Below are 19,286 nucleotides of genomic sequence, written 5' to 3'. Positions count from 1 at the left end.
GCGCGCGTGGTACGTCAAGCGCCTTCGATGACGGTGACGGACGAGGAGATCGGCGAGCTCAGCGACGACGCGATCGCGGGCGACTGGCGCTTGTGGCAGCGGGTGCGCGGGCACCGTTACTCGCTCGACGACGTCGCGACCGCGCGCGAAGGCGTGCTCGCGCGGCCCGACGCGCAGCGGGTGATCGACCTCGGGTGCGGGATCGGATCGGTCACGCTGATGCTCGCGTACAAGCTCCGCGACGCGCGCGTGATCGCGATCGAGGCGCAGGCGATCTCGCACGAGCTCGCGCGGCGCAACCTCGCGCGCAACGGGCTCTCGGAGCGGGTGCGGCTGATCCACGGCGATCTGCGCACGGTCGCGCTCGAGGAGCGCGGGGATCTGATCACCGGCACGCCGCCCTACTTCGATCCCAAGAAGAGCTCGCCCTCGACCGACTCGCAGCGGACCTATGCACGGATCGAGATGCGCGGCGGGATCGAAGACTACGTCGCGGCGGGGGCGCGGCTGCTCGCGCCCGGAGGTCGCCTCGTGGTGTGCGGCGATGCGCGTCGTCCCGATCGCGCGATGGCGGGCGCGGCCGCGGCGGGGCTCGACGTGATCGCGACGCGCGACGTCGTGCCGCGCGCGGACAAGGACGCGCTCTTCACGATCTGGACGTTCGCGCTGCGGGGCGAAGGGACGGGGACGATCACGGCGCATGCGCCGATCGTCGCGCGCACTGCGGACGGTGCGCGCACCGAGGACGCGCACGCGATGCGTCGCTTCTTCGATCAACAGGTGAACGAGGACGAGGCGCCGAGCCCGCGGGCTCGCGCGCGGAGGGCGCGATGAGCGAGGAGCGGAAGAGAGTCCGTCGTCCCAGTGCCAACGTTGGCACTCGCAGTGCCAGCGCTGGCACTGGACGACCCACGCGCGAGCACGACGAGGAGGAGTCGATCGGTCGCAAGGCGCTGGTGAACGTCGGTGGGCCCACTCGCTCGCAGGGCGATCCCAAGATCGCGGCGACGCTCGTCGAGGCGATGGAGGCCGCGGCGCACGAAGATCCCGACGCGCTCACCCACGGGTTCCACGCGTGGCCGGCGCGCATGCACCGCGCGATCGCGCGCATCGTGATCGCGCGCGCGACCCGCGAGGGCGAGCGTGTGCTCGATCCCTTCTGCGGCAGCGGCACCGTGCTGCTCGAGGCGATGCTCGCGGGGCGGCGCAGCGCGGGCGTCGATCTGAACCCGCTCGCGGGCTCGCTCGTCGCGGTGAAGTGCGAGCGCCGCGACGCCGACTCGCGCGACGCGTTCGAGCAGCTCGCGGAGCTGGTGGGCGAGGCGTCGATCGAGCGCGTGCAGGCGCGCGAGCGTGCGATCGCGAAGCTGCCGCCCTCGATGATCGGCTGGTACGGCCCGCACGTGCTCAAGGAGCTCGCGGGGCTGCTCGAGGAGATCCGGAGCGTCGAGGACGACGCCGATCGCCGCGCGCTCGAGATGGTGTTCTCGTCGCTCGTCGTGAAGCTCTCGAAGAAGCGCGCCGAGACCTCGCAGCAGGAGGCCGAGAAGCGCATCCGCAAGGGGCTCAGCACCGAGATGTTCGTGCGCAAGTGCCACGAGCTCGCGCAGCGCTGGGGCACGCTCGACGAGGCGCTGCCCGCGGACGTGATCGCGCCGCGCTTCTTCGAGGGCGACTCGCGAGAGCTCGAGCACCTGCTCGGCGCGCGCACCAAGGCGCGGTTGATCCTGACGTCGCCGCCCTACGGCGGGACCTACGACTACCACGCGCAGCACGCGCTGCGCCTCGCGTGGCTGGGCCTCGACGCGCGCGCCTTCGCGCGCCGCGAGATGGGCGCGCGCCGTAGCGCCGCGGTCGATCCCGACGAGGCTGCGGAGCAGTGGTGGGACGACGTCGCGGCGATGCTGCGCGGGATGGAGCGCGTGCTCGATCGCGACGGCTTCATCGTGCTGTTGATGGGCGACGGACGTTTCGGCCAGCTCGACGTGCCGCTGATCCCGCAGCTGCTCGAGATCGCACCGCACGTGGGCCTCGAGCTGGTCGCGAGCGCGTCGCAGCCCCGGCCCGCGTGGGGTGGAGGCGCGACGCGCGAGGAGCACCTCGTCGCGCTGAAGCGAGCCGAGCGGCGCCGCTGAGGAGAGCAGGAATCCGAGGAGAGAGATTTCCGAGGAGAGCAGGAGTGGAAGGAGTGACCACGTCGAGTGGTCAGCTCGGGGCCCGATGCTCGCGGAATGCTCATCACGGGCTTTCCGCGGAGAGCAGAACACCGAAGCGCACGAAGCGGGACTCCTGACCCTTCCTCGTGGCGCCCGTTGCGCTCGGGTGTTCCCAACCCTCCTGCTCTCCTCAGAAATTCTCCCGGGTTCCGCCACGATTTCGCCATGCGTGTCGCGCATTGCGAGCGGATGCGCTCTCGATCGTCGCTCCTGCTCTCCGCGCTCGCGATCGTGATGCTCGTCGCGCGCGTCTCGCGCACCGGCTCGCTCGATCTCGCGTTCCTCGGGTGGAACCTCGTGCTCGCGTGGGCACCCGTCGCGCCCGAGCTCCTCACGCGTGGTGCGCTCGCGCGCGATCGCCTCGAGCTCGCGGTCCCGGCTGCGCTCGCGTGGTGGCTCTTCTTCCCGAACGCGATCTACCTGGTGACCGATCTCGTGTACGCGGGGCACGGGCCGGGTGCGCTGCGCTGGTACGACGCGGTGATGTGCGCGTCGTTCGCGTTCGCCGGCGCCACGATCGCGATCGGCTCGCTCGAGCGCATGCGCTGCGCGCTCGCGGAGCGCACCGGTGAGCGCGCGAGCTGGATGCTCGCCGCGATCGTGTGGCTCTCGAGCGGCGTCGGCGTGTGGCTCGGCCGCGTGCAGCGCTGGAATTCGTGGGACGTAATCACCGATCCGCTCGCGATCGCACGCGACGCCGCGCACCTCGTGCTCGCGCCGCGTGCGCACCTCGGCGCGTGGGTCGTCGCGCTCACGTTCGCGGCCCTGCTCGCCGTGCTGCAGCTCGGCGCACGCGAGGCGCGGACCCTCGAGACGCGATGATAGAGTCGCGTGCGTGAGCAGCGCAGTCGAAGCGCTCGTCGTCGAAGAAGAAGACGTGAGGACCCCCGCGCCGCGCGGACGCGTCGCGGAATTCCTGCTCACGGGCGGGATCACGCTGCTGCTCTTCCCGCTCTCGTGGTGGCTGCGCGCGAGCGTCGGGCTCGACGCGTCGGAGCTCGCGTTCGGGTTCCTGTTCTTCCACGCGGCGCACGTGATCAACGATCCGCACTTCTCGGTCACGTACCTGCTCTTCTACGAGAACGTGCGCGAGCGCGCGCTCGGCGCGTCGATCCCACGCACCCAGCGGATTCGGTACGTGATCGCGGGGCTCGTGGTGCCGCTGGTGCTCGTGACGTGGGCGGGCGCGGCGATCGCGCTGCGCTCGCCGCAGGCGCTCGGGTGGATGGTGCAGCTGATGTTCGTGCTCGTCGGCTGGCACTACGTGAAGCAGGGCTTCGGTGTGCTCACCGTGCTCTCGATGCGGCGCGGCGTGCGGTTCGCGGATCACGAGCGGCGGGTGATCCTCGCGCACTGCTACGCAGCGTGGGCCTACGCCTGGGCGAGCCCCGCGACGCCGGCGGGCGAGTTCGTCGAGAAGGGCGTGGTGTACTGGGCGACGGCGCGGCCCGCGTGGCTCGAGCTCGGCAGCGGCGTCGTCTTCGCGCTCACGACGATCGCGCTGGTGATCGTGCTCGCGCGGCGGTGGCGATCGCTCCCGCTCGCGCCGCTCTCGGGGTTCCTGATCACCGTGTGGGCGTGGACGGTGTGGTCGAACGCCGATCCGCTGGTGCGCTACGCGATCCCCGCGCTGCACGCGGTGCAGTACTTCTACTTCGTCGCGCTGATGCGCGGGAACCGCGCCCGCGCCGAGGAAGCACCGCCGACCTTCGGGCGTCCGGTCGCGCTGCGGCTCGGCCTGCTCGCGCTCTCCGCGCTCGGGCTCGGATGGCTGCTCTTCCGCGGTGGCCCGGCGCTGCTCGACGACGGAATGCCGAGCGATGGACCGCTCGGTCCGACGCCGTTCTTCGCGGCCTTCTTCGTCGTGGTGAACGTCCACCACTACTTCATGGATCACGTGATCTGGCGCCGGGAGAACCCCGAGACCCGCTGGCTTCGTTGATCTCCGAACACGGATCGTCCGCGTCGCTTTTTTGACCGGGATCTCCGTTCCTCCGAAGGTCGCCGCTGGAGGCTCGGCGATGGAAGCAGCGGAGCGTTCGGAGCTGCGGGGAACGATCCTGGACGGCCGCTATCTCGTCGGCGAGGTCCTCGGCATCGGTGGGACCGCAGTGGTCTTCGAGGCGGAGCGCATCGACGACGGCGCAGACGTCGTGATCAAGACGCTGCGCCCGATCTTCGTCGACAACCCCGACCTCGTGCGCCGCCTGCGCCGCGAGGGCGAGGTCGCGCGCACCGTCGCGCATCCCGGCATCGTGCCGGTGATCGACGAGGGCACGCTGCCCGACGGCTCGCCCTACCTCGTGCTCGAGCGCGTGCGCGGCGAGTGCATGGCGCGCCTGCTCCGTCGGGTCGGCACGCTCGCGCCCGAGATCGTCGGCGCGATCATGATGCGCGTCGCGACGATCCTCCACGCCGCGCACGCCCACGGCTACGTGCACCGCGACGTGAAGCCCGAGCACATCGTGATGGATCGCGAGGTCGACGGATCGCTGCGGGTGCGGCTGCTCGACTTCGGCGTGTGCGCGTCGGATCGTGCCCCCGCGGACGAGCGTCAGCGCGAGGTCGGTCGGGTGTTCGGCACGCCGAGCTACGTCTCGCCCGAGCAGGCGTCGGGGGATCCCGACGTCGACGCGCGCGCCGACGTGTTCGGCATGGGCGTGGTGATGTTCGAGGCGCTCACCGGGCGTCTTCCGTTCACCGGATCGAACGTCGCGAACCTCCTGCGCCGCATCATCCGCGAGGACGCGCCGCGCGCCGGGCTCATCCGCCACGATCTCGACTTCGCGTGGGACGAGTTCGTCGCGCGCTCGATGGCGCGGGTGCAGGACGATCGATTCCCGACGATGCGCGCGCTCGCGCGCGGCGTCGCGCCGCTGGTCGGAGATCGACGCATCGCCGAGAGCCGGCTCCTCGCGCTGCTCGAGTCGCGCGGCATCCCCGCCGACGGCGAGCGCACCCGGCCCGACACCGCGGCGATCCGCGCGGCCTGATCATGCCCATCCTCGTGGTGCGGCACGGCGAGGCGATGCCCTCGCACGGAAACGACGAGGAGCGTGTGCTCTCGCTGCGGGGACGCGACGAGGTGCGCGCGATCGCGAGCGCGCTCTCGCTGCGGGGGATGGTCCCGACGACGATCCTCGCGAGCCCGCTGGTGCGCGCGGTGCAGACCGCGGAGCTGCTCGCACAAGGGCTCGGCTACGCGGGGCTCGTCACCGTCGATCGTGCGATCGAGCCCCACGGCGACGCGCTGCGCGCCGAGCACCTGCTCACGAGCGCGCCCGGGCTCGTCGTCGCGGTGACGCACGAGCCCTTCGTCCGCGTGATCACCGCGCGCCTGACCGGACAGGCGTCGGTGAAGTCGTTCCGCACCGCGGAGTGCGCGCTGATCGACGGCGGGCGCGTGGTGCTGCGGCTCGACCCCGACACCGCGTGACCACCGGCCGCGTTCGCCCGCATCACGCCACGCCGGCGGCGATCGCGTCCTGGAGGCGCGGGTACTCCGGGCGGAAGCCGAGGTCGTCGCGGAGCCGGTGGCCGTCGAGCAGCATGTCGAACGCGCGCGCCATCTCGGCGGCCGAGCCGTCGGGCGGCGGGGCGCCGACCGACGCGAAGAGCGTGGCCAGGTCGGGCGCTTCGTCGTCGACGACGTTGTAGATGCGGTGCGACGGCGACCGCGTGTCGAGGACGCGCGCGACCGCCTGCGCGACGTCGGCGTGGTGCCCGAGCGACATGCGCTGCGCCGGCAGGAAGCCGCGCATCATCGGGACCGCTTCCTCGATGTGGGGATCGCCGTCGCCGTATACGAAGGGCAGCCGGAGCACGCGCACGTCGAGGCCCTCGACCGCGAAGAGGGCGCGCTCGGCGGCGAGCTTGCTCGCCGGGTATCCCGGTGCCGGCGTGCACGGATCGTCCTCGCGCGCGGCGCGCCCGCCGTTCGCGCCGTACACGAGCCCGGTGCTCGTGAAGACGAAGCGCCCCACCGACGCGCGGCGTGCCGCCGCCGCGAGGTGCTGGGTGCCGAGGTCGTTGGTCGCGTGCGCCTCCTCCGCCGTGGCGCCGCGGAAGAACGCGGCGCAGTGCACGACTGCGTCGACGCCGCGCACCGCGGCCTCGAGCGATGCGACGTCGAGCAGGTCGCCCCGCACGATCTCGACGCCGAGCGCGCGCAGCGCCTCGGCGCGGCTGGGATCGCGCACGAGCGCGCGAACGTGATCGCCGCGCAGGGCGAGGCGGCGAGCGAGACGACTTCCGACTTTTCCGGTCGCTCCGGTGACGAGCAGCTTCATGCGCCGGAACCTAGCGAGCAGGCCGGCGCACGGATTGGAGAAAGCGGACCACGACGCGCGCCCCTTGTGCAGCGAGCGCGCGACTCCATGCTCTCTGCCATGCACGTCGATCGCCGTTCTCTCGTCCCGAGCAGCGCGCCGACGGCATCGGTCGTCGAGGCGTTGCTCGTGCACGAGCCCGAGGCCGACACGCCGCACGTGCTGATCCCTCACGCCGAGGTCGAGATCATGGTCCGCTTCGGGCCCGCGGCGCAGAGAGGGCTCGACGCACACGCGCTCGGCGCGCGGGAGCGCGTCCGTCGCAAGGTCCTGCGCGGGACGCAGCGCAGCGTGAGCGCGCGGCTCCGTCTGGGCGCGACCGAGGCCGTGCTCGGCGTGCCCGCGTCGGCGATCGCCGGCCGCGTCGTCGCGCTCGAGGATCTCTGGGGCGAGGCCGCGGCGCGTCGTGTCTTCGAGCGGCTCGCCGCGGCGCGCGACGTGCTCGAGGCCGCGGCGGTCCTCGATGCCTCGATCGCCGAGCGCGTGGCGAGCGAGGTACGGCCGTGCTCGCGCCTCGCCCTCGACGCCGCCGAGAAGCTGCGCGACCCGTCCTTCGCGAGCGCGAACGTGCAGGCCGTGGCGGACGAGCTCGGCGTGAGCGCGCGCCACCTCCGCCGCGTGTTCCGCGATGCGTTCGGCATCGGGCCCAAGGGGTTCGCCAAGCTCGCGCGATTCCATCGCGCGCTCGGTGCTGCGCGCTCCGGCGATCGCGCCGCCTGGGCAGCGATCGCCGCCGACGCCGGCTACTACGATCAGGCGCACCTGATCACCGAGTTCCGCGCGATCGCGGGCGCGCCGCCGCGCGCGCTGCTCGGAGAGCTCTGGGCGTCGTCGTCGATCGGCTGAGCGCCGCGATCACGTCAGGCGGCGCTTGTAGCGCTCGCCCCACTCGCGCATGCCGAGGAGGATCGGCTCGAGGCTGCGCCCGAATGTCGTGAGCTCGTACTCGACGCGCGGCGGGACCTCGGCGTAGACGGTGCGCGAGACGAGCCCGTCCTCCTCGAGCTCGCGGAGCTGCAGCGTGAGCATGCGCTCCGAGCAGTTCGGGACCCTGCGGCGCAGCTCGCCGAACCGGAGCTTGCCCGTGAGCAGCCAGAAGAGGACGACGCCCTTCCAGCGTCCGCCGATCACGCCGAGCGTGGCCTCGACCGCGCAGTTCGAGCGCTGATCGTCGCCGCGCTTACGGGCCCGGTCGGAAACAGCGGGGCCTGCGGCCGCCGCTGCGTCCGCGATGGCTGCGTTGCTCGTCGTCGGAATGCTTCGAGCATTCCTCCTCCTCGCGCCTTGCCCTCGCGGCGCATCGGCGCCCTCGGCGATCCCGCTGTTTCCGACCGGGCCCTTACTTCCCTTCTTGATAGTACCGGCGGTCTTTGTCCGTACTTGCGACATCGGAAGCAGGGTACGAGAGAGCGCTTCGTCCTACGAGGAGAAGACGATCATGAAGGCCTACGAGCTCCGTCCCGCCCCCGAGAACGACGCGCTGGTGCTCACCGAACGACCCTCGCCCGCGCTCGGTGCGCGCGACGTGCGGGTGCGGGTGCGCGCGACCTCGCTCAACTATCGCGACCTGGTCCTCCGTCGCCTCGCGACGAACCGGAAAGCGCCGGTCGTGCCGCTCTCGGACGGAGCGGGCGAGGTGATCGAGGTGGGCGCGCAGGTGACGCGATGGAAGGTCGGCGATCGTGTCGCGGCGTCGTTCTTCCCGACGTGGCAGAGCGGGCTGCTCTCCGACTTCCATCACGCGAACGCGCTCGGCGGCGGGCGCGACGGCATGCTCGCCGAGGAGGTCGTGCTCGACGAGTCGTCGTGGGTCGCGATCCCGGCGCGCCTCTCGTTCGTGCAGGCTGCGTCGTTGCCGTGCGCAGCGGTGACGGCGTGGCACGCGCTCTTCGAGACGACGCACGTGGTCGCGCCGGGTGACGTGGTGCTGGTGCAGGGCACCGGCGGTGTGTCGATGTTCGCGCTGCAGCTCGCGAAGGCAGCGGGCGCGAAGGTGATCGTGACCTCGAAGAGCGAGGAGAAGCGCGAGCGCGCGCGGGCGCTCGGCGCCGACCACGTGATCGACTACGTCGCCGAGCCGAAGTGGGGCGAGCGCGCGAAGGCGCTCACCGGCGGGCGCGGCGTCGACGTCGCGGTCGAGGTCGGTGGGCCGGGCACGTTCGATCAGTCGGTGGTGTCGCTGCGCTACGGCGGCACGATGAGCCTGATCGGCGTGCTCACGGGGACGCGCGGCGAGATCGACACCCACGCGGTGTTCCACAAGGCGCTGCGCGTCGCGGGCGTGTACGTGGGATCGGTCGCGATGTTCGAGGCGCTGAATCGCGCGCTCGAGGCAGCGAAGATCGAGCCGGTGATCGATCGGGTGTTCCCGTGGCGCGAGGCGCGCGATGCGTACGCGCGCCTCGCGAGCGGCGAGCACTTCGGCAAGGTGGTGATCGCGGTCGAGTGAGCCGAGCACTTGTGGCGATGAGGCGCGCGAGCATGTCCACGCACGATGACGCGTGTGTGGACGTGCTTCGTCGCCGCCCTGGCGATCGGCTGCGGCTCGTCGTCGGAGAGCGCCGAGCAACCGGCGCCTGCGCCCCAGGCCGCGACCACCGCGATCCCCGAGCCGGCGCCGCCCCAGGCGCTCGGTGGGATCCAGGCGCTGCCCGAGGCGCGCTTCGAGCGTCGCGAGGCGCTGCTCGGTCGCGCGCTCTTCCACGATCCGCGGCTCTCGGGCGATGGCTCGGTCGCGTGCGTCACCTGTCATCAGCTCGAGCACGGCGGCGCCGAGCCGCGTCGCACGTCGATCGGGATCGGCGGTCAGGTCGGTCCGATCAACTCGCCGCCGGTGCTCAACGCGGCGCTCAACTTCGTGCAGTTCTGGGACGGGCGCGCGCCCGATCTCGAGACGCAGTGCGCGGGGCCGATCACGAACCCGCTCGAGATGGGCTCGAGCTGGGATCGCGTGCTCTCGGTGCTCCAGAACGATCCGACGTACGCCGCGGAGTTCGCCGCGGTGTTCGGCGGCGAGCGCCCGATCTCGCAGGAGAACGTGCAGAGCGCGATCGCCGAGTACGAGCGCATGCTGATCACGCCGGGGCGCTTCGATCGTTTCGTGCGCGGCGACGCGGGCGCGCTCACCGAGGACGAGCGCCGGGGCTACGCGCTCTTCGTGAGCGTGGGCTGCACCGCGTGCCACACCGGCGCGAACCTCGGGGGCACGATGTACCAGCGCATGGGCCTGGTGCGCGACTACTTCCAGGACGTCGGACGCCCGCTCACCGACGCCGACATGGGCTGTTACAACGTCACGCACGACGAAGCGGATCGTCATCGCTTCAAGGTGCCGACGCTGCGCAACGTCGCGCTGACCGCGCCGTACCTGCACGACGGATCGCAGGCGACGTTGCCCGAGGTGGTGCGCGTGATGGGCCGCTACCAGCTCGGTCGCGAGCTGAGCGACGAGCAGGTGCGATTGATCGTCGCGTTCCTGGGCTCGCTGAGCGGCGAGGTCCCGCGCGACGCGTTCCCGCCGAGCCCGACCGCGACCCCGAGCGCACCGCCCCCGCCCACGAGCGAGACCCCGCCCGCAGAGCGCCCGAGCAGCGAGGCGCCCGCGCAGTGATCGACGAATGCGTGCTCCGAGCACGCATCTCCATCGCCGATACGGCGTCGACACGCTGATCTCCCTCGCTCTCGCGTCAGAACTTCCCGACTTCCAAGGCGTCTAGGGCGCCCGAGGTCAGTGATAGTCTGGCGAACGAGGGAGGCTCGGGGATGAGGCGACACCACGTCGTGATCGTGGGGGTGGTCGCGCTCGCGCTGGTCGCGTGTGGGCACCGCACCGAAGCGGTGGACGCGACGGTCGCGACGTTGCGCACGGTGCGCGGCGACGTGCGGGCAGGGGACGACGTCGCAGGGCCTCGCGCACGGGTGGCGCCCGGCGCGATCGTGACGACCGGCGAGGCCTCGCGCGCCCGCCTCGAGCTCGACGGAGGTGGCGCGCTCCTGCTCGACCAGGGCGCGCGCCTCACGATCGGTGCGGAGGACGCGATCACGATCGACGCGGGGCGCGTCTACGTCCAGTCGCACCCCGGTGACGCGGTCGCGATCACGATCGGCGAAGCCACGCTGCGCGCTGCCGATGCGGCGCTCTCGGTCGAGCGCGACCGCATCTACGTGGTGCGCGGCGAGATCAGCTATCGCGTCGGCGCCCATCGCGGGGTGATCCGGGCCGGCGAAGAAATGGCACTGGGTGCCACTTCTTCCGACGCTCCGACCATCACCCCCGCGACGTTGTGGAGCGACTGGACCGGTGGTCTGGTGCGGCCCGGGCCCGAGGGCGGCGAGGTCGCGCCCGGGCTCGGCATGCTCGAGGCGCGTGTGCCCGACGAGATCGGCGTCGCACGCTGGGCGCTCACGATCCGCCGGCTCGACGTGCGCGTGCGCGTCGACGGAGACCTCGCGATCACCGAGGTCGAGCAGGAGTTCTTCAACCCCGCGAGCGAGACCGTGGAGGGCCTCTATCGCGTGTCGGTGCCCGAGGGCGCGGTGCTGCAGCGCTTCGCGGTCGATCGCGACGGCACGATGGTCGAGGGCTACGTGCGCGAGCAGCAGCAGGCGCGCGCGGCGTACGAAGCGCAGGTCTATCGCGGCTCGACCGATGATCCCGCGCTGCTCGAGTGGGACGCGGCAGGACGCTACCGCGCGCGCATCTATCCGATCGCGCCCGGCGAGGTGCGACGCATCGCGATCCGCTACGCGGAGTGGCTCGGCCCCGCGCGCGAAGGCGGGCCGCGGCTCTATCGCTACCCGATGGGCGCGGGCGAGCGCGCGCCGCACGTGCAGGAGATGTCGTTCGTCGCCGATCTCGCGCGCGCCGGTGCATCGCACGTGCGCGCGGGCATGGGCGCGGTGGTCGAGGGCGACTCGGTGGTGCTGCGGCGCAGCGACTTCCGTCCGCGCAGCGATCTCTGGCTCGAGCTGACGAGCCAGGACGAAGCGCGCGCCCAGCGCGCGTACCGCGCGCGCCACGAGCCCCCGCCGCGCGCTCCGGGATCGCGTGCGATCGTCCACGAGGCCGACGAGCGCGACTACTGGTTCCTGCCGCTGCGGCTTCCGGCGCGGCTCACCGAGCGCGCGGGCGAAGGCGGGATCGATCTCGTGGTGGTCGCCGACGTGAGCGCGGCGACGGATCGATCGCACCTCGAGCTCGGCCGCAGCGTGGTCGAGTCGATCGCGGCGCACCTCGGGCCGCGTGATCGACTGAGCATCGTGGGCGCCGATCTCGCGATCCGTCCGCTGATCGAAGGCGAGGGCGCGACCGCGCTGGGGCCTGCGAGCGGAGAGCGCGTCGAGGCGCTCCTCGAAGGGCTCTCGCGCGTGCCCGCGGGTGGTGCGACCGACCTCGGCGCGGCGATCGCCGAGGCCTCCACGCTGCTCGATCCCGCGCGGCCCGGCGCGGTGGTGTACGTCGGCGATGGTGCGCCGACGGTCGGCGAGCTCGGCGCGGAGCAGCTCCTCGAGCACCTCGCGCGACTGCCCCACCCGGTGCGCCTCTACGCGATCGGCGTGGGCTCGAGCGCGAACGTCGATCTGCTCGACGCGCTCACCCAGGGCGGCGGTCTCGCGCTGCGCGTGGAAGAGCGCGGGCAGTCGGCGGAGGCTGCGCTCGACGTGCTCGCGCACGCGCAGCGGCCGCTGCTCTCGCGCGTGACGGTCGAGCTGGGCAGCGGGATCGACAACGTGTTCCCGCGTCGTCCGGTCGACCTCACCTCGGGTGACGTGCTCGCGATCGTCGGGCGCGTGCGCGACGATCTGCCCACCGAGATCGTGGTGCGCGGCGAGGTCGCGGGCGCGCCGTTCGAAGAGCGCATCGCGGTGAGCACCGAGACGCGCGCCGAGACGGTGGATCTGCGGCTGCGATGGGCGGGCGAGCGGCTGCGGCAGCTCCTGCTCGGAGGCGCGAGCCGCGAGGAGATCGCGGAGCTCGGCACGCGCTACGGGCTGATCACGCCGTTCACCAGCTACTACGTGCCGAGCGCGCGCGAGCTGCGCGAGATGGGTCGGCTCTCGCGCCTGCTGCACCACGAGCCGCTGGTCGATCCCGCGGCGCGCGAAGAGGAGTCGACGATCGCGCAGATCGCGCTGGGCATCGCGCTCGGTCCGCTCGCGCTCACCGGATGCTCGGGCGGCGCGGAGCCGCCGACCGGATCGGGCGCGACGAGCGAGCCCGGCGAGCCGGTCGCCGAAGAGGTCGAAGAAGCGCCTCCCTTGCAGGCGGGAGGCACCGACACCACGACGAGCACCCAGACCGAGTCGCGATCGCGCTACGGCATCGAGGGCAACGCCGACGATCAGCGCATGGCGCGCGAGCAGGCGCGCACGGACGCGCCGCAGCCCGCGCCCGCACCGCCGCCCGCGACCACCGCGACGACCGCGCCGGTCCTGCCTGCCGAGCCCGAGCCCGAGGCCGCGGCGGCAGCGGTGGGCGGCGCGATCGCGGACCGCTCCCCGGCGCGCGAGGCCGAGCGCAGCGAGCCGATGGACGCGCTCGGCTCGCTGTTGGGCGACGAGATCGGCACGAATTCCGGGTACGGCGGCCTCGGTCTGCGCGGCACCGGGCGCGGCGGCGGTGGAAGCGGCGAGGGCACGATCGGGCTGGGCAACCTCGGCGCGATCGGACACGGCGCGGGCGACGGAACCGGCCAGGGCTACGGCTCGGCGGCCGGTGGGTTCAGCGGTCGACGCGCCGCGGTGCCTCAGGTGCGCTTCGGTCAGGCCGAGGTGCGCGGCGCGCTCTCGTCGGAGGTGATCCGTCGCGTGGTGCGGCGTCACCTCAACGAGGTGCGCTACTGCTACGAGCAGGAGCTCGCGCAGCGCCCCGACCTGATGGGCCGCGTCACCATCGGCTTCGTCATCGGCTCGAGCGGTGCGGTGCAGGGCTCGGGCGTCACCAGCAGCTCGCTCGGCAATCCGCGCGTCGAGGGCTGCATCGCACAGGCGGTGCGTCGCTGGACGTTCCCGTCGCCCACCGGCGGCGGCGTGGTCACCGTGACCTATCCGATCACGCTCGAGGCGTCGGGCGGATCGAGCGCGCCGATCCAGCACACGTCGAGCACGACTCGCACCACGATCATCGTCACCACGACGACCGCCGACGATCATGCGCGCCGTCGCTGCAGCGATGCGGCGTCGCGCTCGCTCGACGATCGCCGCGCGCTGTGGCGCGAGCGCCTCGAGCAGACGAGCGGCACCTGGGAATGGGTCGAGGTCTATCGCACCGCGATCCGCGACTGCGAGGCGCCGGGCTGGCGTGATCGCCGCGCGCTGCTCTCGCTGATGCTCGCGCGCGCGGGCTCGCTCGCGACGATGATCGAGCTCTACCAGCAGATGACCGAGGGCTCGGCGCGCGGCTACCTGCGCGGCGAGATCCTGCGGCGCGTGCGCTCGCCCGAGGATCTGCGCCTGGTGCGCAACGCGTTCGGGCTCAGCGGCGGCGTGGACTGGACGCTCGTCGAGCAGGTGCTCGCGCGCGCGACCACGCCCGCGGCGCGACTGCGCGCGCTGCGCGAGCTCGTGGCGCAGCGACCGGATTCGTTGGACCTCAAACTACGTCTGCTCGAGGAGCTCGAGCACCAGCAGCGCATGCCCGAGGCGTTCCGTCTCGCGAGCGCGATGCGTCTCGATCCCCTGGCCGACGCCGGGGTGCGCACCGCGATCGGCGAGATGTACCTGCGCCACGATCGCGAGCCCGAGGCGCGACGCGCGTTCAGCGAGATCGTGGAGTTCGCGCCGCTCGACGAGCTCGCGCGGCGCCGCCTCGGCGACCTCTATCGCGCCCACGGCTGGTACGACGACGCCTACCGCCAGTACGCGACGCTCTCCGCGATCCGTCCCGACGATCCCGGCGTGCTGCTCCTGCTGGCGCAGGCGGCGGCGGGCGCGGGGCGCGTCGACGAAGCACTGCGCCTCGAGCAGCGCCTGATGGAGACCGCGGAGCCCGGCGCGCGCGAGGGCCTGGCTCGCATCGCGCAGCTCTGGTCGAGCGTGCGCTTCGCGAAGCTGCGCGAGGACGCGCGCCGCAATTCCGACGAGGCGCGCCTCGCGTCGCTGGTCGCGCGCATGCGCCGCAGCGGCGTGCTGCGCGGCGCGGGCGACATGCGGGTCTCGCTCACGTGGTCGCATCCCGACGCGCAGCTCGCGCTCTGGGCCGCGCACCCCGGGCTCTCGCCCACGCGCCCCGAGGATCTCGCGCCCGAGCTCGGCATCGAGGCGTTCGACGTCGCCGAGCAGGAGAGCGCGCCCTATCGCATCGAGGTGCGTCGCTCGAGCCGCGATCGTCTCGGCGCGATCGAGGGCGAGCTCGTCGTGGTGTGGCACGAGGGCCGGCCCGACGAGCGCATCCAGGTGATCCCGCTGCGTTTCGACGCCGAGCGACGCGCGATGGCGTGGACGATCACCGGCACCACCATCGCCGAGACCACGCCGCTCGAGATCACCACCGCCGCGCGAGGGAACCGCTGATGCGCACGCTTCGTCTCTCGCTCGCGCTGATCCTGCTCGTCGGCTGCGGCGGCGAGCACCACGATCCCGCGCCGACCGTCGCGTTGGTCTCGGTGGTGCGCGGCACGACGACCCTCGAGCGCGGCGACGCGCGCGAGACCGTCGATCATCCGGCGCGCGTCGAGCAGGGCGCGACGGTGCGCACCGCGGACGACGGTCGCGCCGCGCTCACGCTCGACTCCGGCGCGTGGGTGCTCTTCGATCGCGCCACCGCCGGCGCGGCGCAGCTCGCGTCGCTGACGCTCGCGCAGGGCCGGGTGTGGGTCGACGCATCGAGCGCCGACGAGACGACGATCGAGACCGCGCACGGTCGCTTCGCGAGCAGCGGCGCCGCGTTCGCGGTGGAGATCGCCGGGGGCGAGACCCGCGTCTACTGCGGCTCGGGCGAGGTCACGTACACGACGCCGCACGGCGAAGGGCGCATCGCGCAGGGCGAGACCCTGCGCGCGGGCGCGAGCGCGGCGGACCTCGCGCCCGAGGCGATGTGGGACGACTGGACCGGCGGGCTCGCCGACCCCGCGCACGGCCGGCTGCGGGTGGTGGAGCGCGTCGGTGTGCTCGCGGGGCGCATGCCGCACGAGCTCGGTCGCGCGCGCACGCCGCTGCCGATCCGCGGCCACGAGGTGAGCGCCGAGATCCGCGGCGACCTCGCGGTGACCGAGGTGGTGCAGACGTTCTTCAACGCGCGCTCCGAGGCGCTCGAGGGCGAGTGGCGCATGCGCCTGCCCGCGGGCGCGATCGTGCAGGGCTTCGCGGTCGACACCGGCGGCGGCTTCGTCGACGCGGTGGTCGGCACGATCCCGGTGAGCCCCGGCTATCAGCTCGGATGGCAGAGCCGCGAGACCGCGGGCAGCAAGCTCTCGTGGGACGGCCCCGAGCGCCTTCGCGCGCGCATCTATCCGGTCCCGCCGGGCGGCACGGTGCGGGTGCGCGTTCGTTATACCGAATGGCTCGACCGTTCTGGCGAACGACGCACCTACGTCTATCCGATGCGCGCCGAGGGCGAGGCGCCGCTGCTCGGCGAGTTCGTGCTGAACGTCGACACCCGCCACGCGAACGCCGGCGCGCTGCGCGCCGGGATGGGCGCGGCGGACGAGAGCGGTCGCGTCACGCTGCGTCGCAGCGACTTCCGACCGCGCGCCGACTTCCATCTCGATCTCTACGACGCCGAGCGCGCGGAGCGCGGCAGCGGTGTGGTCGCCTATCGCGTGGGCGGGCTGCAGACCCAGCCGGCCGCCGAGGGCGAGGACGACTACGTGCTCTTCGACGTGCCGACCGCGGCGCTCGCCTCGGAGCGCGAGGAGACGCCGCCGGGCCCGTCGATCGTGCTGCTGCTCGACGTCTCGGGCGCGACCGATCCCGAGGACCTCGAGATCGCGCGCGGCGTGGTCGAGGCGGTGCTGAGGCAGCTCGCGCCGGGGGATCGTGTCGCGATCCGCATCGCCGACGTGCGCGCGAGGGCCCCCGCGGGCGCGCCCGAAGGGCTCGTCACCGCGAGCGACGAGACGCGCGAGCAGATCCTCGAGTCGCTGGCGCGCGTCGAGCTCGGCGGCGCGACCGATCTCGGCGCGAGCCTGCGTGATGCAGCGGCGCTGGTGGCCGGAGAAGGGCGCGGCGCGGTGATCTATCTCGGCGATGCGATGCCCACGACGGGCGCGCTCGACGCGACGGCGATCCGCGCGCAGCTCGCGACGCTCGACGCGCCGCCGCGCTTCTTCGGTCTCGCGATCGGCGACGGCGCGAACGTCGATCTGCTGCGCGCGCTCTTCGGCGAGCAGGCGAGCGCGGTGCGCGATCGCGAGAGCGCGGCGCGCGCGGTGATGACGGTGCTCGCCGACGCGTCGCGCGCGACGCTGCGCGGCATCAGCGTGGAGCTCGGCGAGGGCGTGGAGCGTGTGTATCCGCGCGGCCCGATCTCGATCCGTCGCGGCGAGCACCTGCGTCTGGTCGGTCGTCTCGTCGACACGCTTCCGACGTCGATCACGATCCGCGGCCAGGTCGACGGCTTCGAGCTCGAGCGCACGCTGCCGGTGACCAGCGGCAGCGTCGAGGACGAGGGCGACGTGCGGCGTCGCTGGGCGAGCGCGCGGCTGCGCGAGCTGCTCGATGCCGACGCGGGACGCGAGGCGCTGGTCGATCTCGGGGTGCGCTTCGGGCTCGTCACGCCGTGGACCTCGATGGGCGTGGGCATCACCGAGAACCAGATCCTCGCGCTGATCGACGGCTTCGATCACGACCCGCTCGGGGTCGCGTGGGGCCTCGGTGGCGGCGGCGCGAACGTGCCGGTCACCGGGCTCACGTCGGACGAGCTCGGATGGCGCCGTCGGATGCGGCGCGACGATCCGAGCCGCGACGCGTCGTCGCCCGAGGCGACGTGGTCGTCGCGCGTGAGCAGCACGCCGCCCGAGCCGGTGCGCGGCGAGTCGGGCGACGGCGGGCTCGGTCGCGCGTCGGCGGCGCGCGCGCTGGTCGTGGGCGAGCGCGGTCCCCGGCAGTGTTACGAGCGACGCTCGCTGGTGCGCCCCGATCTCACCGGTGACGTCACGGTGCGGGTCGCGATCGAGGGCGACGGCAGCGTGCGCAGCGCGGAGATCGCGAGCACGGGCCTGGGCGATCCCGACGTCGAGCAGTGCGTGATCACCGAGGTGCGCGGCATCCGGTTCCCGGCGCACGGCGGCGCGCAGGTCTCGGTCGATCACACGTTCGTGTTCCGGGTGCCGGAGCGCGAGCTGGGCACGCGCCGGCAGTGCAGCGATGCGTCGCAGCAGGCGCTCGAGATGCGGCGTGCGTTGTGGCGCGAGCGCCTCTCGGGCTCGTACGGCGTGAGCGGCGCGCTCTCGGTGTGGCGCGATGCGCGCGCGCAGTGCGAGCTCGGCAACTGGCGCGCGCGGCGCACGCTGCTCGACATGATGCTCGAGCACGTCGGCGGTGTGGCCGCCGAGGTCGAGCTCTATCGCGCGCTCGCGGGCGACGGCGCGGCGGCGAGCTATCTGCGGCGCGCGATCCTCCGTCACGTGCGCACGGTGCAGGACGTCTACGACGTGCGCTGGGGCCTCGGGCTCGACGCGGGCGTCGAGTGGGAGATCTTCTCGCGCCTGTGGTGGACGAACGACGATCCCGCGGCGCGCCTCGCGCTGGTGCGGCGCTGGCTCGAGGTCGCGCCCGACGAGATGGATCTGCGGCTGCGCCTGCTCTCGCTGCTCGAGCAGACCGGCGCGGTCCCCGAGGCACGTCGCGTCGCGCGTGAGCTGCGCGCCGATCCGCTCGCCGACGCGCGGGTGCGCACCGCGGTGGGCGAGTTCTGGCTGCGCCAGGAGAACGAGGTCGAGGCGCGCCGCGTGTTCAGCGAGATCGTGGAGCACGCGCCGCTCGATCCCTGGGCGCGACGCCGGCTCGGCGATCTCTATCGCGCGCACGGCTGGGCGGACGACGCCTACCGCGAGTACGGCACGCTCGCGCGGCTGCGTCCCGGCGAGGGCGAGGTGCTCCTGTTGCTCGCGCGCGCCGCGGCGGACGCGCATCGCACCGACGAAGCGCTGCGGCTCGAGCAGCGGCTCGGGGAGGCGACCGAGCCCGGCGTCGACGAGGGCGCGGCGTCGCACGCACGCCTGTGGACGATGGTGCGGCTCGCGCGGCTCGAGCTCGCGGCGGGCGACGACGAGGCGATGCGCGCCGCGATCCGCCGAAGGTGGCGCGAGGCGGGCGTGATGCGCGATCCGCCCGACGTGTTCGTCGCGCTGACGTGGGCACATCCCGACGACGCGCCGCAGCTCGCGGTGCACTGGCCGGGCACCGAGGACGCGAGCGTGTTCGAGGCGGCGACGCTCGGGAGCACCGAGCACGGCGTGCGCGCGATCCGCATCGGCGAGCGCGAAGCGGGCGATCACGTGTTCGAGGTGCGACGCGAGGATCGCGACGCGATCCGCGACACCACCGCGGAGCTGACGATCATCGTCCGCCCCGGCACGAGCGAGCAGCGCATCGTGGTGCAGCCGATCACGCTGACGAGAGAGCGCCGCGTGGTGCGCTACCGACTGAACGAAGCGAACCAGCTCGAGCAAGTCGCGATGCCCGCCGAGAGCTGACGACGGGGTCGGGGTCCCGGTCCGGGTCGGCGCGGGGTACCGGACCCGGCCCGGGGTCGGCGCCGGCTCGGTGACGGGTTTGCGCGGATGCAACGGCGCACCCTGCC

At 73.0% G+C, this 19,286-nt stretch carries 13 protein-coding genes; 11 read left to right on the top strand and 2 right to left on the bottom strand.

The window, feature by feature from the left end:
- Window positions 1-27: 27 nt before the first annotated feature.
- The 6 genes from I5071_RS33695 to I5071_RS33670 all read left to right on the top strand — a co-directional run bounded on the left by I5071_RS33695 (window position 28) and on the right by I5071_RS33670 (window position 5,652).
- Complete coding sequence (locus I5071_RS33695) at window positions 28-834, top strand: tRNA1(Val) (adenine(37)-N6)-methyltransferase (protein ID WP_236517392.1); 807 nt, start codon at window positions 28-30, stop codon at window positions 832-834.
- Window positions 835-956: 122 nt separating this feature from the next.
- Window positions 957-2,135, top strand: a complete 1,179-nt coding sequence (locus tag I5071_RS33690; protein WP_236517391.1) for a DNA methyltransferase — start codon at window positions 957-959, stop codon at window positions 2,133-2,135.
- A 270-nt stretch (window positions 2,136-2,405) separates the two neighbouring features.
- Window positions 2,406-3,038 (top strand): DUF1361 domain-containing protein, encoded by a 633-nt coding sequence (locus tag I5071_RS33685; RefSeq protein ID WP_236517390.1) that lies wholly within the window; start codon window positions 2,406-2,408, stop codon window positions 3,036-3,038.
- 13 nt (window positions 3,039-3,051) lie between these two features.
- Window positions 3,052-4,158, top strand: coding sequence for a hypothetical protein (locus I5071_RS33680; protein WP_236517389.1), 1,107 nt, complete (start codon window positions 3,052-3,054; stop codon window positions 4,156-4,158).
- Between the two features lie 79 nt (window positions 4,159-4,237).
- Window positions 4,238-5,209: a serine/threonine-protein kinase gene (locus tag I5071_RS33675; RefSeq protein ID WP_236517388.1), complete on the top strand. Its 972-nt coding sequence runs from the start codon at window positions 4,238-4,240 to the stop codon at window positions 5,207-5,209.
- A 2-nt stretch (window positions 5,210-5,211) separates the two neighbouring features.
- A complete protein-coding gene (locus I5071_RS33670; protein WP_236517387.1) occupies window positions 5,212-5,652 on the top strand; it encodes a SixA phosphatase family protein in 441 nt (146 codons plus the stop codon).
- Window positions 5,653-5,674: 22 nt separating this feature from the next.
- Here the strand turns inward: I5071_RS33670 and I5071_RS33665 are convergent, their stop codons facing one another.
- Complete coding sequence (locus I5071_RS33665) at window positions 5,675-6,505, bottom strand: NAD-dependent epimerase/dehydratase family protein (RefSeq protein WP_236517386.1); 831 nt, start codon at window positions 6,503-6,505, stop codon at window positions 5,675-5,677.
- On the opposite strand from I5071_RS33665, the gene I5071_RS33660 reads away from it, so the two are divergent.
- Window positions 6,428-7,390: a helix-turn-helix domain-containing protein gene (locus tag I5071_RS33660; RefSeq protein ID WP_236517385.1), complete on the top strand. Its 963-nt coding sequence runs from the start codon at window positions 6,428-6,430 to the stop codon at window positions 7,388-7,390. The genes I5071_RS33665 and I5071_RS33660 overlap by 78 nt on opposite strands.
- 9 nt (window positions 7,391-7,399) lie before the next feature.
- Here the strand turns inward: I5071_RS33660 and I5071_RS47075 are convergent, their stop codons facing one another.
- Window positions 7,400-7,675: a winged helix-turn-helix transcriptional regulator gene (locus I5071_RS47075; protein WP_236607706.1), complete on the bottom strand. Its 276-nt coding sequence runs from the start codon at window positions 7,673-7,675 to the stop codon at window positions 7,400-7,402.
- Window positions 7,676-7,982: 307 nt separating this feature from the next.
- Here I5071_RS47075 and I5071_RS33650 point away from each other — a divergent pair, with 307 nt between their 5' ends.
- The 4 genes from I5071_RS33650 (at window position 7,983) to I5071_RS33635 (ending at window position 19,179) form a co-directional block, all read left to right on the top strand.
- On the top strand, window positions 7,983-8,993 hold the full coding sequence (locus I5071_RS33650; protein ID WP_236517384.1) for a zinc-dependent alcohol dehydrogenase family protein: 1,011 nt from the start codon (window positions 7,983-7,985) through the stop codon (window positions 8,991-8,993).
- 45 nt (window positions 8,994-9,038) lie between these two features.
- Window positions 9,039-10,154, top strand: a complete 1,116-nt coding sequence (locus tag I5071_RS33645) for a cytochrome-c peroxidase (RefSeq protein ID WP_236517383.1) — start codon at window positions 9,039-9,041, stop codon at window positions 10,152-10,154.
- 152 nt (window positions 10,155-10,306) lie between these two features.
- Window positions 10,307-15,055 carry an AgmX/PglI C-terminal domain-containing protein gene (locus I5071_RS33640; RefSeq protein WP_236517382.1) on the top strand — a complete coding sequence of 1,583 codons (4,749 nt, stop codon included), beginning with the start codon at window positions 10,307-10,309 and terminating at the stop codon, window positions 15,053-15,055.
- On the top strand, window positions 15,055-19,179 hold the full coding sequence (locus I5071_RS33635) for an AgmX/PglI C-terminal domain-containing protein (protein WP_236517381.1): 4,125 nt from the start codon (window positions 15,055-15,057) through the stop codon (window positions 19,177-19,179). The genes I5071_RS33640 and I5071_RS33635 overlap by 1 nt, the downstream gene beginning before the upstream one ends.
- Window positions 19,180-19,286: the final 107 nt, after the last annotated feature.

It is taken from the genome of Sandaracinus amylolyticus (genome assembly GCF_021631985.1).
In the GTDB taxonomy this organism is placed as follows: Bacteria; Myxococcota_A; Polyangia; order Polyangiales; family Sandaracinaceae; genus Sandaracinus; species Sandaracinus amylolyticus_A.
This window is presented reverse-complemented; position numbering and strand designations above follow the sequence as displayed.

Excerpts from the sequence above, each read along its gene's own strand:
- I5071_RS33650 (WP_236517384.1), top strand. The coding sequence starts at position 7,983 with ATGAAGGCCTACGAGCTCCGTCCCGCCCCCGAGAACGACGCGCTGGTG.
- I5071_RS33695 (WP_236517392.1), top strand. The coding sequence starts at position 28 with ATGACGGTGACGGACGAGGAGATCGGCGAGCTCAGCGACGACGCGATC.
- I5071_RS33640 (WP_236517382.1), top strand. The coding sequence starts at position 10,307 with ATGAGGCGACACCACGTCGTGATCGTGGGGGTGGTCGCGCTCGCGCTG.
- I5071_RS33665 (WP_236517386.1), bottom strand. The coding sequence starts at position 6,505 with ATGAAGCTGCTCGTCACCGGAGCGACCGGAAAAGTCGGAAGTCGTCTC.
- I5071_RS33635 (WP_236517381.1), top strand. The coding sequence starts at position 15,055 with ATGCGCACGCTTCGTCTCTCGCTCGCGCTGATCCTGCTCGTCGGCTGC.
- I5071_RS33670 (WP_236517387.1), top strand. The coding sequence starts at position 5,212 with ATGCCCATCCTCGTGGTGCGGCACGGCGAGGCGATGCCCTCGCACGGA.
- I5071_RS33685 (WP_236517390.1), top strand. The coding sequence starts at position 2,406 with ATGCGCTCTCGATCGTCGCTCCTGCTCTCCGCGCTCGCGATCGTGATG.
- I5071_RS33675 (WP_236517388.1), top strand. The coding sequence starts at position 4,238 with ATGGAAGCAGCGGAGCGTTCGGAGCTGCGGGGAACGATCCTGGACGGC.
- I5071_RS33645 (WP_236517383.1), top strand. The coding sequence starts at position 9,039 with ATGACGCGTGTGTGGACGTGCTTCGTCGCCGCCCTGGCGATCGGCTGC.